The sequence below is a fragment of the [Borrelia] tanukii genome, assembly GCF_030439725.2.
GTDB classification, from domain to species: Bacteria; Spirochaetota; Spirochaetia; order Borreliales; family Borreliaceae; genus Borreliella; species Borreliella tanukii.
This window is the reverse complement of sequence record NZ_CP179579.1, coordinates 1-14477: the sequence shown is the minus strand read 5'-3', so window position 1 is coordinate 14477 and position 14477 is coordinate 1. Positions and strand designations below refer to the sequence as shown.

Annotated in this window: 7 protein-coding genes and 6 pseudogenes; 11 read left to right on the top strand and 2 right to left on the bottom strand. The window is 24.5% G+C overall.

Annotation, left to right across the window (positions count from 1 at the left end):
- Positions 1 to 46: 46 nt before the first annotated feature.
- Positions 47 to 3874, top strand: a complete 3828-nt coding sequence (locus QIA27_RS05060; RefSeq protein WP_418906248.1) for an Eco57I restriction-modification methylase domain-containing protein — start codon at positions 47 to 49, stop codon at positions 3872 to 3874.
- A gap of 481 nt (positions 3875 to 4355) precedes the next feature.
- On the opposite strand, the gene QIA27_RS05055 is transcribed toward QIA27_RS05060, so the two are convergent.
- Positions 4356 to 5213 (bottom strand): S2/P23 family protein, encoded by an 858-nt coding sequence (locus QIA27_RS05055; protein ID WP_418906247.1) that lies wholly within the window; start codon positions 5211 to 5213, stop codon positions 4356 to 4358.
- 364 nt (positions 5214 to 5577) lie between these two features.
- Here QIA27_RS05055 and QIA27_RS05050 point away from each other — a divergent pair.
- The 10 genes and pseudogenes from QIA27_RS05050 to QIA27_RS05005 all read left to right on the top strand — a co-directional run.
- Positions 5578 to 5745 (top strand): annotated as a pseudogene (locus QIA27_RS05050) (chromosome replication/partitioning protein); the annotation flags it as partial.
- A 257-nt stretch (positions 5746 to 6002) separates the two neighbouring features.
- Positions 6003 to 6460: pseudogene (locus QIA27_RS05045) on the top strand (plasmid maintenance protein); the annotation flags it as partial.
- A gap of 2 nt (positions 6461 to 6462) precedes the next feature.
- Positions 6463 to 7038 (top strand): annotated as a pseudogene (locus tag QIA27_RS05040) (DUF226 domain-containing protein); the annotation flags it as partial.
- Positions 7030 to 7769 (top strand): annotated as a pseudogene (locus QIA27_RS05035) (ParA family protein). The pseudogenes QIA27_RS05040 and QIA27_RS05035, both read left to right, overlap by 9 nt.
- Before the next feature lie 48 nt (positions 7770 to 7817).
- A pseudogene (locus QIA27_RS05030) lies at positions 7818 to 8497 on the top strand (chromosome replication/partitioning protein).
- Between the two features lie 420 nt (positions 8498 to 8917).
- Positions 8918 to 9730, top strand: coding sequence for a virulence associated lipoprotein (locus QIA27_RS05025; protein ID WP_418906246.1), 813 nt, complete (start codon positions 8918 to 8920; stop codon positions 9728 to 9730).
- Positions 9731 to 10761: 1031 nt separating this feature from the next.
- Positions 10762 to 11330: pseudogene (locus tag QIA27_RS05020) on the top strand (class I SAM-dependent DNA methyltransferase); the annotation flags it as partial.
- Positions 11331 to 12712: 1382 nt separating this feature from the next.
- The gene (locus QIA27_RS05015; protein WP_418906245.1) at positions 12713 to 12952 is read left to right on the top strand and encodes a DnaB-like helicase C-terminal domain-containing protein; all 240 of its coding nucleotides are present in this window, start codon (positions 12713 to 12715) and stop codon (positions 12950 to 12952) included.
- A gap of 89 nt (positions 12953 to 13041) precedes the next feature.
- Positions 13042 to 13290: a DnaB-like helicase C-terminal domain-containing protein gene (locus QIA27_RS05010; RefSeq protein WP_418906244.1), complete on the top strand. Its 249-nt coding sequence runs from the start codon at positions 13042 to 13044 to the stop codon at positions 13288 to 13290.
- 113 nt (positions 13291 to 13403) lie between these two features.
- On the top strand, positions 13404 to 13586 hold the full coding sequence (locus QIA27_RS05005) for a DnaB-like helicase C-terminal domain-containing protein (RefSeq protein ID WP_418906263.1): 183 nt from the start codon (positions 13404 to 13406) through the stop codon (positions 13584 to 13586).
- Between the two features lie 238 nt (positions 13587 to 13824).
- On the opposite strand, the gene QIA27_RS05000 is transcribed toward QIA27_RS05005, so the two are convergent.
- Entirely contained in the window at positions 13825 to 14007 is a 183-nt protein-coding gene (locus QIA27_RS05000) for a hypothetical protein (protein WP_418906262.1), read from the bottom strand.
- Positions 14008 to 14477 lie beyond the last annotated feature (470 nt).

The following is a 14477-nucleotide window of genomic DNA, read 5'->3' as shown; positions in this document are numbered from 1 at the left end:
AGATTTCTAAATAACATAAATGGGTTTGGTTTTGTAAGCATAAATAATGAAAACTAACAACATTATAAAAACAAATGATCCAAATATATCTCTTTATAAAGAACTATCAAAAGATTTTATAAAAAAAGAGAATATTAATAAACTAAAAGACTTTCTTATTCTTATAAAGAATAAACTTTCTTCAATAGATGATAATTCAACAGAAGCAAATATAGAGTCTTTACTAAGATTTATATTCGAAGAACTAAATTATTCAGTAGAACAACAAAAAGGTGGGCAAATAGAAGGGGTGGAGTCTAGAGTAGATATACTACTTTTTGAAAATGATAAAGACAAAGTAGATTTTAATAATAAATTAGAAGAATCTAAAAAAAATAATAAGCCTATTCTAGCCGAAGATATCTTGCTTATAGTAGAAGTTAAGCGTCCATCATTTGATTTTGACACTAAAGATAAAGTAAAAGAAGCAGAAGATCAGTTATATAGATACCTAAATCAATATCAAAAACATTATGGGATACTTTCAAATGGAAAGGTATGGAGATTATATGACAAATCTAAAGTCCTTTATGGAGAAAAAAGATATATTGAATTTAATTTTTCTAAAATTGAAGAAAAAGAAGAATACAAAGCACAAGAATGGTTTATTTTATTCATCTACCTTATAAGAAAAGAAAGATACCTAAAGACAAGTAATGTAATAAAAGTTGAAAAAGAACAAATAGCTAAAGAAAAAGATATAATTCAAAAAACCCTGCGAGAGATACTTTATGAGAGGCCCGACGATTCTATAGTATTTAAAATTGCAAAAAATATATATGACAAAGAATTTAAAGTATCAGACAAAGAAATTACTCAACATATTTTAACTAGCATACTTGAAGAATCAATTATTTTTATTTTAAGAATATTTTTTATTGCATATATTGAAGATAACGAAATATTTAAGAAAATATTAGAAGAAAACAAGCTGTACAGATCTTCTATATCTTTTAGATATTTTTTTTATGATGAAAATTCAAAAAATAAATTAGGATACAAAAAAATAATAGCAATTTTCAATTTACTTGATAAAGGAAGCGATGCAATAAAGTTTCCTATATTTAATGGAGGATTATTTGCAGAAGACAAGGTTAAATATTTAAATAATGAAAGTTTATTAAGTATCAGTGAACTTGAAGAAATACTAGTTAAAATACTTTTCTTTGAAGAAAAAAATATTGAAGATAAAAAATTTGTAGAGTATTCAAAGCTAGATCCTAAAAGTTTTGGAGAATTATACGAAACTCTACTTGAATATGACCTAAGAATTGCAGATACTACTGTTCATCGTATTGTTGAAGACGGGGTTTATCTCATTCGTACTGAAGAAGAGTTTAAAAACAAGAACGCAAACAAAGTTGCTACATATTATAAGGGCAATATTTATCTTACATCAAGATCGCTTGATAGAAAGAAAAGTGGAGCATATTATACCCCAGATGACTTAACTGATTTTATGGTCGCATCTTCAATTGAAGAACAGCTTAAAACCAAGTCCCCTTTAGATATAAAAATCATTGACAATTCTTGTGGATCAGGGCATTTTTTAATTTCTTGTTTAGATTATTTAACAGAAAAAGTATGGCATGAGCTAGATAAATTTGAAGATGTAAAAAAAGAGCTTGATAAAGAATATAGAGCTATTCTTAAAGAAAGTGAAGAATATGATGTTCAGGATAGTATAAGTAAAGAATTAGTACTTAAAAGGATGCTACTAAAGAAATGTATTTATGGTGTTGATATTAATCCTATTTCTGTTGAAATTACCATGCTAAGTTTATGGATTAATACTTTTGTTTTTGGAACACCACTAAGCTTTATTGAACATCACATAAAAGTAGGAAATGCCCTGCTAGGGTATACTAAAGATGAATTTTTTGATATTACAAAAAAGAAATTTGAAAGTGGGTTTTCTTTATTTAAAAAAAGAATTGAAAAAATTACAACTATCTTAGAAGATAACTATCAAAAAATTAAAGGTATTAATGATACTACTAAAGAAGATATAGAAAAATCTAAAAAGATATACAAAGAATATGAGGAAAATGAAGATACAGATAATTTAAAAATAATATTTTCTTTACTTAAACTTTATTCATTATCTTTTGACAAATCTTTAAATATAGAATTTAGTGATATTGCAACTGTAATTAGTTTAATTGAAAATATTTTAAGAAATAAAACTTCTAGTGAAGATAAAGAAAAAATAGAGATAATTAGAAAATTAAGCAGCTACTATAAATTTTTTCACTATGGAATTGAGTTTCCAGATATTCAGGAAGGATTTGATATTGTAATTGGAAATCCTCCATGGGAGAAAACTAAGTTTGATGAATCTGAATTTTTCTCAAAACATATTCCGAGCTATAGAAAACTAAGCATAAAAGAACAAAATAAAATAAAGCAAGAGATGCTTAGTAAAAGCAATCATCCTTTAAGTATTGAATATAATGAAGAAAAAAACAGTATAAGTACTATTAATAATATTTATAAAAGTGATTTTAAAGACTTTGCTAGTGGTGGTGACCCGAATCTTTTTAGATACTTTGTTACATTTAATTTAAAGTTAATAAAAAAAAACGGCAATTTAACTTATTTAGTTCCCTCAGCCCTTTGGAGTGAATCTAGTTCTAGGTCACTAAGAAAGCATATATTTAGTAAGTATAAGATTAACTATATTTATCAGTTTCAAAATCAAAAAAGATTTAAAGACGTGGCATCACTTTTTAAATTTGCGATATTTCAACTTAGTGATGCTAAAATCCCTACATTAAGTTTTAAAGCAAAATTTATGATTCAGAGCAATGATAATATTTTAAAAGAAATAACTAGGGATTTAAAAGACGGCAAAGATAATGCTTATAAAGGAATTGAATTAAATATAAATCAAATTAAAAAACTATCTCCTATTCAAGAGTCAATAATAGAATTTAAAAACAATAAAGAATTTAGCTTAATAAACAAAATGTTTAGTCAATTCAGTGTTTTTAGTGAAGAATATATTAATTTTAAAAAAGGCTTAGACCCGAGTATTAAGAATCGTAAATCTTTATTAAAAGAATATGATAATGAAAACTTTATATTTCTTTATTGTGGAGCCAATATTCATCAGTTTAATTCAAGATTTTTTGAAGATAAAGATGCAAAAGAAAGTTCTAAATTTTTATGGATAGAAAAAGAAGACTTAGAAAAAATATTAACTAAAGATAACCAATGTCAAACCGAAAGAGTATTCTATAGAGATATTGCAAGAAATACAGATGTAAGAACCATGATTAGCACTTTGTCTCCTAAAAATTGTTATTGCGTAAATTCAATGTATATAAATTATGAAAAAACACCAATATCTATTTATAAAAAATTATTTATTATATCTATTTTTAATTCACTTGCATTTGATTTTTTGTTAAGAAGATTTGTTAATATACATGTTCAAAAATCATGTTTATATCAATGTCCAATGCCTCAGCCCGAAGAAAAAGAAATTTTAAGTAATTCTTTATATCTAAATCTTGCAAAAAATACTTCTTTGTTGATAGCTAAAAATGATCCGGAAAACTTTCAATATTTACTTTACTTAGAGCATTTTAAGTTTAGTAAAGAAGAAGTTAGTAAAATACTAAAATTAGATACTCAAGATGAATTTTTCAAAGAAAAAGAAAATGAGAACAATTTTATTGTAGCCAGTCTTTATTCACTAACTAAAGAAGATTTTGTGGTTTTACTTAATGACTTTAAGGTACTAAAAAATAAAAAAGGAGAAGTCTATATTTCGTCTTTAATAAAAGGATATGAGAATTATTTAAGAATAAATAAACTTAACCACGTTTAATAATTTAAACTCGGTTTATTCTTTTAAAAAGATTTATATTCATTTAATGATATATATACTAAAAACATTCCTATAAAATGGTGAAAAAGTTATTCTTAGTGAAGTGATTTTTAAAGAAAGTAATAAAGAAGCTAAAAAACTTTTAAAAATTGAAGAAATAATGTTTATAGATTTAAAAATGCATTAATGTATTATGATAGGTGTTTTTTAATAAAACTAAAGATATTAGAAATAAAGAGTTTGTAGTACATATATAAAGTCATAGAGAGGCATATATTTGTGACATTTTGCAATTCTTTTTGTGATATATGCTTTAATTTCTTTTAAATAACTTTTTAATCTTTCTAAATCATTTTCAATATCACCAACTCAACTTATACAGTATTTTATTTTCTTTATCATCTTTTATTTTGCTTCTTGAAGTGCTTCTGTATTTTCTAAAAAATAAATTTGTTTATTAAAAATGTCACTAGGTTGTTTATTATTCATCAATAGGGAGTTTTAATTTCTCTTTTGATAAATCTGGATACTTGGCAAATATTAGCTTAATGGTATCAGCAAATAGCCGTGGATTTAATGCAATTTCATAGGTTTCATCTTTATTAGTTTGTTTATTTTTTATAGTAAGAGATGCAAGCATATAGCTGCATTTACTCTTTTTATAAAGAAGTTTAAAAGAATTTGTTAGGTCATCATTAAAAACTCCGAAATTATATGAATTAATGTACCCGGACTCTTTTGAAGTCTCTTTTAAGCTAATTGCAGCAACACCAGTTCTATATCGCTCAAAATCAATATTTGATCCTTCAGAAGTTAACTTTAGGCTTTTAACCTCATATTTTTCTTCAAACTCTTTGGTTGACTCAAATGCTATTATTTTAGCTATTGGCACTTCATTACCCAATATTTTATAGTTATTATCATTAATATAATAACTATAACTAAGCCATGATAAAGTTTTAAGTCGAATGGGCGAAAAAATATACGAATATTTAAGCCCTTTAAGATCTTCAATTAAATTATTATATTTATCTTTTATAACTCTTAAATTATTAGGTTTTATCCATGTAACATACCTCCCTGCTAATAGCCCTCCCCAAACTTCTCCTTCTTTTATTTCGCTTGACCCAAATTCTTCATTAATACAAGAAATATTTTTAATATCTTCTTTAATATCTTTTTTATTATTTTCTTTAATATTTTTTTCATTATGCTCTTCAATTAGCTCAAGATCCAAAACTTCGGTTTTGATGTTTTTTAAAGAATTTGATCCTACAACACAAGAATAAAAAAATGATATAAAGAAAAATATATTCAAAATACTTATACTCTTTTCCATAAAATTCTTTTTGCTTTAATTAATTTATAAGGCATTACTCCATTAATTTAATATTAAAAATTCATAAAATATTTTTTCATTATACCCAAAAAGAGTTAGCTAAAAAATGAACTACTTATTCTATAATCTTTAATTTAGAAATAGTAGCGCATCTAAGTAATTTTACTAGTATTAAAATGAAAAATTAATCGTATAGTCATTAATTTCTATTTTTAGTTTTAAAATATTTACACTTAAAGCTTGGCTTTTTGACAAAAAGGCATCTTAGTTTTATTCAATAGCTAGGAAGAAACTTTTTAATGAACTCGATTAAGAATAGAATAATTCTTGATACCTTGGGTGTCAAGAATAAAAAAATATATTTTTAAATACTAATCATGATAAAAATCTAGCAATCTAAAGCGAATTAAAAGAACAATTAAAATTAAAGTTACAAGATGCTATTAATAATAAAGTTAAAGAAAAAGACCTTTATAAATATGATGGTTTCAAAAGTTTTGAACAGAGTATAAAATCTTTTGTAGTATCAAAAATTTGTATTAGAATAGTTTTATAAAAATAAAAAAATATTTTATTATAATTTATATCTAAATATGAAAAAGTAAAAAAAATAAATAATTTATCTTGATTTAAATTATTAAATTGTGATAATCCAATTTGGATTAGGAATTTTTTCTTTTCTATAAGTATTCTAATATATCATCCAATAAAAGGGCTTTTTTGTATATATTCCTTTAATCTTAAAGATATTCTTTAGTTAATTCAAGGCTCCACTTTTCAAACTTTACCTTAAATAATAATGAAAATATATATAATAAAAATTCTACAAAATCTATTTTCAAAAAAATCTGTAAAAACAAAAGTAAAAAAAATATCCTGGAAAAGAAACTAAAATTATCTAAAAAAATCACCAATGATATAAAAAAAATAGCAAAACAAACTAAAAACCCAAAAAAACTTATAAAAATACACTTTTAAATTTTAAAGATTTCCTTAATTATTTATCATTTAACTACAAAAAAGAAGACATTTTATCTTTCTTTTTGAGTAAATTTAAAGAATACAAGAATAAAATTCACTTTATGAGACAACATGTCCCATATAAAACAGACTTCTATTTACTTGCAGGAGAATTTAAAGATATTTACACTACCAAATGGAAAGTAAATAAAACAAATAATTTCAGAGGACATGTCAAGCATATAGCTAAAAATGTTCTAAGCAAAATATTAAAAAAAATGAACTAAAGTTGAGTAATTTGTTAGAAAAACTAAAAAAAAGAAAAAAAGAAATAATAAATAAAAAAAACTAAAATATAATGAAAATACAAATAAAGAATCAAAAGAAAAAACCGCTTTTTCTAAAATCGAAGAAATAAATAATAAAAAAATATATTATACAAAAATTTTTAAACATTTGGTAAAATTTAAAATTACCAATAAAAACAACAAATTGAGTTTAACTTTCCAAAAACTTAACAATAAAAAGAAATATTATTTATTTAATCTCTTTTCTTTAAAGGAAAATAATAAATTCCTAGGAGTAAAATATGGGTGGGACAAATTAGGAAAGTCATTTTTTTTAAGAAAAGATAATAAATCTTATGTAGTAGAAAAACTTTATTATTTAGAATTTAAATTTAGTAAATGATCTATTAGATGTTATATTGAATCCCTTAGAACATTGTTAAGAAAAAAAATAAAAAGAGAAAACCAAATATTATAGTTTCAATTTAGAACACATAAAAAAAATGGAAAATACAGTATATAAATTTTATAATAAAGAGTTAAAAGATGAAGGGGTAATATATAAATGGATAGAAAAAAAATCAAATATCATAACAATAGCAAATCTTAAAGGGAGTGTAGGTAGAAGTACTTTATCAATACTCTTTTCTTATATATTAAAAGATTTAGGTAAAAAAGTATTACTTATTGATATGGACTCGCAAAATGCCCTAACTTCGTATTTTAGAAAATGCATTTTTAATTTTGATAAAAATAATATCCATAATTTATTAATAGGCAATGTTTATTTTGAACAATGTGTAAGTAAAATTAACGACTATATTTCAATAATTCCATCACATCCATCTCTGGATGAATTTAACTGTGAGAATATGGAAAACAAGGAAAATCTATTGAAATTTTGTTTAGATAAAAATATTTTCAACCATAATTTTGATTATATTTTGCTTGATACGCCTCCTAGTTTTAGTTTTATTTTTATTTTAAAAAACGCACTAAATGTTACAGATCATATTGTTATTCCAGTTCAACCAGAAACATGGTCAATAGAAAGTTTAGAAATACTAATACAAAAAATTACAGAAAAAAATATGATATTTCAATTGTTGTAAATCAGTTTATTAAAAATAGGAATATCCTTAAAGAGGTTGAAGATGCTTTATATATACGATATGGTAATTACATAAAAGGCAAAATTCATTATTTTAATAGTATAAAAGTTTTTATAATTAATCGTTTAGAACCAGACTTAAAAAGCAAATATTATAAAGAATCAAAAAATGTATTAAAAAATATCCTAAGTTTGTAACATTTTTTGGTTATATTCCCCCGGGGGACTCAAATTAGGGAGTTTAAAATGGAAATAAAAGCTAAAAAAGATAAAGAAGAATTATTTAGTAATCGCTTTGAAAATTATAATGAAGAGACAAATTTAAAAAACGATCAAGACAAAGAATTAGAAAACTACAACAATCTAAAAGAACAACTCAAATACAATTTAAAAGATGATATTAATAATAAGATTCAAAGAATGAAAATATTGTACGAAATTAAACAAAAACCATCATATAAATATGATGGTTTTGCTAATTTTAATAATTTTATAAAATCTTTTGAAGTTGCGAAAAGTCAAGCTTATAGATTTTAAAAATTTATCAAAAAGTTTTAGAGGGAAAAGTATCCATTGATAAAATAAAGAAAGTAGGCTTTAAGGCTATATTAAGAGATATAGATGAAAAAAAATTTTTAAACGAAGATATTTACAGCGAATCTAAGAATGTAGATGAAAGCATTCCTATTAGAATTTTAGTAAAAGATAAAGAACTATATAATTTTTGTAAACAAGATTCTAAAAGATTATACTTTATTATTGAAAAAATTTATAAAGACAAAAAGGAAATATTATCTGAACTAATAATTGAGTATGAAAATAATAAAAAACATACAAAAAACAAAAAAAAAGAAGCATCCCTAGTTTCATCCTTCTTTATAAAAGAAAAGAATTCAAAACAAAGAAAACTTATAATTAATTTTTAAACAGTTATTTGCATATTAAAATAAAGAATTGTGATGATTTTTAATCTCGAACAACAAAAAAATATAGATGATAAAAATAACCATATGAGCAACCTTATTTTACTTCAAAAGCTCCCTATAAATACTCTGAATATTTTCAATTTTTTACAAATTCAAAGTTTTCGAATCTTAAGGATAACAAGTATTAAGAATCTATTCATAAATGAAACATGCTATTATTGAAATAAACAAATTTGGTAAAAATTAATAAAGAATATATAAAATAGATTTTTAAAATAGCTTAAAATTCTATAAAACTTTTGATAATAAAAATATTATTATGATTAATTCAATATTAAATTAGTAATGTTAAATATAATATTGAATTTAATTTAATATTAGATTATACTAAAGACTGAATGACGTTCAAGGAGAATATTTATGAAATATCTTTTGATTATCAATGTATTCTTTTTGTTATTTTTAGCTTGCACTTCAGGTTTTGATATTAACAAAAAAAGTATTAAGCGCCCATCTAATAAAAAGGCATTAAAACCTAAAACAGAAATGGTCTCTAAGAAAGGAGAAGGTCTTCCAATTAGAGAGGCATTAAAGCCTGACACAGAATCAGACTCTAAGCAAGAAGAAGATTCAACTAAAAAAATAAAAAATAAACTACTTAACGATTTAAACAATTTAATAGAAACAACTAATGCACATAAAGAAAAGTATATAAAAATAATGGAAAAAGAACCTGTTGACCAATATGGAATGGCTTTTAGAGCAATGAAATGGACCTCTAGTACTTCAGAAATATCTGACAATTCTGAAAAATCTAAAAAGTATAGAAGGAATGTTTATGCCACTTTAAGCACTATTGATACTAAGGACTTAAAAGAATTCTCAAGTGTTATAGAACTGGCAAACAGGATACCAAATATATTCAACCAATTGTACTATCTTGGAGATACTTTTTACGAAGTTATTGATCACTTATACCCCAAAAAAGATACTCTAGATAAAATAGATATTCCAGATTTAGAAAAGCTTAAACAATCACTTGAAAAAGTATTATCTCTAATAAAAATTGCCTCAGAAGAATCAAAACAACTTTTATTAGATTATCAAAGTGATAAGAATTCTATAAAAACAGATACCACCAAGCTTACATCTCATATAGACACATTGAGCAATCAAATAGAGAAAAAAGTTACAGAGGCGGGAAATCTACGAGATGTCATATTATCAATATGACATCTTTAAGTGTGTACGTGGAAAACATATACGTGTCTAATAATATTTGATTCTAATATTTTAAAAGTAATGAAAGCATGAAAAAATTATCAGTCTTAAATATTCTTGTTGTTATTAGTGCTATATTTTTGTGAATTCCTAGAATATGTTTCATGATTTCACAATAAGGTCTAATTATGATTCCTTTATTTTTAGGGTAAATAAGTAAATCTATTATCAAATGGTCTATAAGACATCTCCATAACATAACTTGGATCAATATTAGTATTTTTTAGAAATTCTTGTACTTTTACTAATTTCTAAAGTCCGGGATTGGTTTTTATTCCACATTTTTTGTGAGCGTCTTTTTCAGGTAAATTTACTATAAAATTTTTAAGTTTCTTTCTAAATAACGGTATATTTTTAATATAACGATTGTTGTTGCAATTAAAATTTAGCTTAAAAAAGCCAATTATAATAATATATTATAATTGTTTAGTTTCTCAATAAAGTTGAGAAATTTATTATTTTATGGTATTATTGTAAGTCCCTTGACGTTTTAAGTTTTCATTAATATACAATTTTAGATTATGAAGATCTTTGCAAGATTCATTTTCAGTGAAAAGATTTAAAATCTAATTTCTTTTTGCTGTTCAAATACATAGTACGAACTATCATAGATTATTTTTTTTATAAATAGCCCGATTATTTAACTAGGCTTGTATGATAGGGTAATTAAGCTTATAAGACCACAAAGCCATAATCTGTATCTTTAGTATAAAATTTACTTATAATTTTTCTTTTTTTTCTAAAATAGAAAGATTTTTTCCATTGTTGTTAGTATAGCGTCAGCCAAACCCAATCCTTTAAGATCGTCATTATAGGATTTAAGTATGACTTCTGGAGAATATTAATTAAATTGGCTATTTGAGAGTTCTATTATTAAGAAATTGATAAGTCCCTTATTAATATGTTTTCATAATTAGTTACAAAGTAATAAGAACATTTCTAATAAAGGAAAAGACTTTTTTCATAAATGATAAGATAAAATAATGAAAAATAATGACATTGTAAAAACAAATGATCCAAACACATCTCTTTATAAAAACTTATCAAAAGATTTTATAAAAAAAGAAAATATTAATAAGCTAAAAGACTTTTTATTCTTATAAAAAATAAGCTATCTTCAATAGATAATAATTCAACAGAAGCAAATATAGAGTCTTTACCAAAATTTATATTTGAAAAACTAAATTATTCAGTAGAACAACAAAAAGGTGGGCAAATAGAAGGGGTGGAGTCTGGAGTAGATATACTACTTTTTGAAAATGATAAAGACAAATCAGATTTTAATAATAAATTAGAAGAAGCTAAAAAAAATAATGATCCTATTCCGGCCGAAGATATCTTACTTGTAGTAGAAGTTAAGCGTCCATCATTTAGTTTTGATACTAAAGACAAGGCAAAAGAAGCAGAAGATCGGCTATATAGATATCTAAATCAATATCAAAAACATTACGGTATACTTTTAAATGGAAAAGTGTGGAGATTATATGACAAATCAAAAGTACTTTATGGAGAAAAAAGATACATTGAATTTAATTTCTTTAAAATTGAAGAAAATTAAAAATTAAGACCACAAATCGCTTTTAAGAATGTTTAAGCCATGGGAGCTCGACATTTGGATCAAAAAAAAGGCATCCATATTTTAAAAAAAATTTTAAATACAAAGAAGCCTATTTTGATTTTAAATAATCAATCTGATAATAGAATATTAGATGATACTAAAAGTATCAAGAATCAAAAAAATATATTTTTTTTAATGCTCATCTAGAAATTCTATAAAAGAATGTAGAAAAAAATAATTTCGATCTAAAAGAAATTTCTAATCGTAGACTTAGTTCTCATATTACTAAAAAGAAATAGAATACCAAAGATTGTTGAAAGTATCATGGTTTTTACGAATAAAATACAACGAATATGTAAAATCAAAAAACCTAAAAACATATCAACTTAGAGTTATATTAGCTAGTGTAAATTTAATGCTATTAAAAGATAACAATAGGTCGGTTACTAAAAGAACAATATAAAGAATAATATAAAAAGATATAAAGTTTGGGCAAATATAATGGGGGGCTTTTCATTTTACAAAATAAATACCAGTATTTGGCAAAATAGAATAGTAATTATAAGAAACTTCATCAAAAATGAGATTAAAGAATACGCTTAAGACAAAAGAATAATTTTTATCTTCAAAAAAGAAATTGACAATCTTGTTTTTTCACACTCTAATTCATCAAATTCTCATCCATAAATTCTACACTTATATATAAAAAAATTGAAAAAACTCTATTTCAAAAATAATACCAAAATAGATAAACCATATGTTATGTTTGGAGAGCAAAAAGGTTGTTTTGTAAGCGGTATATTTTATAAAGCTGAGGGAAGTATCACGTTAAGAAATATTTTAATAGAACTACCAATGTCAAAGATAAAGGAATATGCTGAAAATGAAAAATAACTTTGGTATTAAAGATATTATTGAAAATATAGCCTTTTTAATAAGAATTCTGAAAGTGTTGTAATTGGTAGTGAATTGAATAACGCTGTTAAAATTGAAGAAATTTTGCCTTATCTAAAACCCGATGATTTTGATTTTGATTTAAATAAGAAAAATTTTTTCTTGTATGGGCAATTTACATGCAAAAGAAGTATCGACTCTATTATAGTGCTTGAGAGCTTGTAAAAGATAGAAACTTTAGTAAAGTTTTAGGAGCTTTTGATATAAATGAATATATTCAGGCAATATTAAAATATACTACAGTCGGCTCTATAAAAAAACATATTAACATAAGAGAATACAGCATAAGGTGCTCAGCCCCTAGAGTTGCTAGTACTATAATTGTAGACGCTATAGATAAATCAGTAGATTTAAGAGTGCTTTTTGATAATGTGTAAAATAAAGTAAATTCAATTGAACTAACTTACAAAAATAGAAATTTAATGTGTATAAGTGATATCTTAAAAGAAATTAATCATGATTTTCAAAATAAAAATTTTACAAAAAGTAATTTTGTAGTAAGCGGATTTAAAAGTCTTGACGAAATTATACAAGGTTTTAGTAAATCAGATTTTGTGATAATTGGAGCAAGATCGGGCGTTGGTAAAACTTCTTTTGTGCTCAATATAGCAAACAATCTATGTCTCAAACAAAAAATCGGAGCGTTGGATTTTTACACTTGAAATGTTAAGTAAGTCTATTATTAAAAGGTTTATATCGCCTAATGCCAGTATTGAATATCATAAACTTAATAGTTTCTTAATGATCAAAAATGAGCTTATTGTCTACAATTAAACATTTTTTAAGCTTTATAATTTGCCTTTTTATATTGAGATGTACTCAAGGTATTCAAATATACGAATTAAAAGCTCAAGCTAGGCAAATGAAAAGAAATTATAATGTGCAGAGTATTTTTATTGACTATATTAGCTTAATTGCCATGCAGCAAAATTATATTTCTCGTTTTGAGCAAGTTTCATTTTTGAGTCGTACTATACCATGTACTTGCTCTAGAGCTTGATAGTTCTATCTCAAGTTGGCGGGGCCCCTCAAGAAAAGAAGTGTAGAAGTTAGAGAGCCCAGTTTGGCAACCTTGAGGGAGTCGGGGGGTTAGAGCGGGATTCAGACACTGTAATTTTTTTACATCAAGAAAATGAAGAATATAAAGAGAATAATAGTACTTTAGTTAATACTTTAGTTAAAGTAAAAGTAATGGTTGCTAAAAATAGAAATGGACCTACTGGTACTGTAACTATGGGCTTTATGTCTAGGTTTACTAAATTTGTAGATATAAAGAAAGGCAATGTGCTAAAATGAGTTGCTAGCTTTTTGATTCTTGTTATATCGAGCAGTTTATTTGAGGATATCTAAAGATATAGTGTTAGGAATATTTGGGATATATGTTTTTAACATCGATAATTTATTTAAAGATTGTCTAGTAAAATAGCGGCTTGAGTTTTATGCCAAATATTTGTTTTTCTTCACTATAATCTTCTTCAAGGTACTTTATTATGTCGTTTATGTGTTGTTGCGGCGACATCTTCAGATAGTTCTGTTATGTGGGGGCATGGAGTTCAATAAGGTTGATTTTTGCCCCAACTAATGCTGCTTTTGACCTTGTCTTTTTTTTGTTCATTTTATCGCTCACAATAAGCTCTTGGATGGCTTTTCTAGCTGCTTTTAAAGCGCTCATTTTGGCTGTTGATTTTTCTTGAAAACTTTTTGCAAATTTGAAAATTTTTCTTCTAGCTCTATAGCATCACTTGCAGGCCTTAGGTCTTCTTTAATAGATTTATTTTTTTATATATTACATATGGCTGACAAGCTATTGTAAATAATAAATTATAAAAAATAATTTAACCATGTTTTCTTTTTTCATTATTTCTTCCTTTATTGAACAATGCAATAAAAGCTTATCACAATATTGCAGAAATATAAATTATAAGGTAGTACCGTACATGTAGACTTTTTATCCAGGTTTACGAAGTTTGTAGATGATAGCGCTAAGCCGGATAAAGCAAGTTGATAGATTTTTGATTCTTATTTTGGATTTTCCCCTTAATTCTTTTAGGTTAAAGTTTTGCTTTCCCGAAAAATCAGATTTAAAGTTTTATTTTTTGCAGTTAAATTTTTACCCTTTGGGAAGTAAGATTTGCTTTTTTAGGTTAATCTTTGGAGGTAAATATTTATACTAATTAAAAATTGTAT

Coding starts and splice junctions, on each gene's coding strand:
- QIA27_RS05060 (WP_418906248.1), top strand. CDS start 47: ATGAAAACTAACAACATTATAAAAACAAATGATCCAAATATATCTCTT.
- QIA27_RS05055 (WP_418906247.1), bottom strand. CDS start 5,213: ATGGAAAAGAGTATAAGTATTTTGAATATATTTTTCTTTATATCATTT.
- QIA27_RS05025 (WP_418906246.1), top strand. CDS start 8,918: ATGAAATATCTTTTGATTATCAATGTATTCTTTTTGTTATTTTTAGCT.
- QIA27_RS05015 (WP_418906245.1), top strand. CDS start 12,713: ATGTGTATAAGTGATATCTTAAAAGAAATTAATCATGATTTTCAAAAT.
- QIA27_RS05010 (WP_418906244.1), top strand. CDS start 13,042: ATGAGCTTATTGTCTACAATTAAACATTTTTTAAGCTTTATAATTTGC.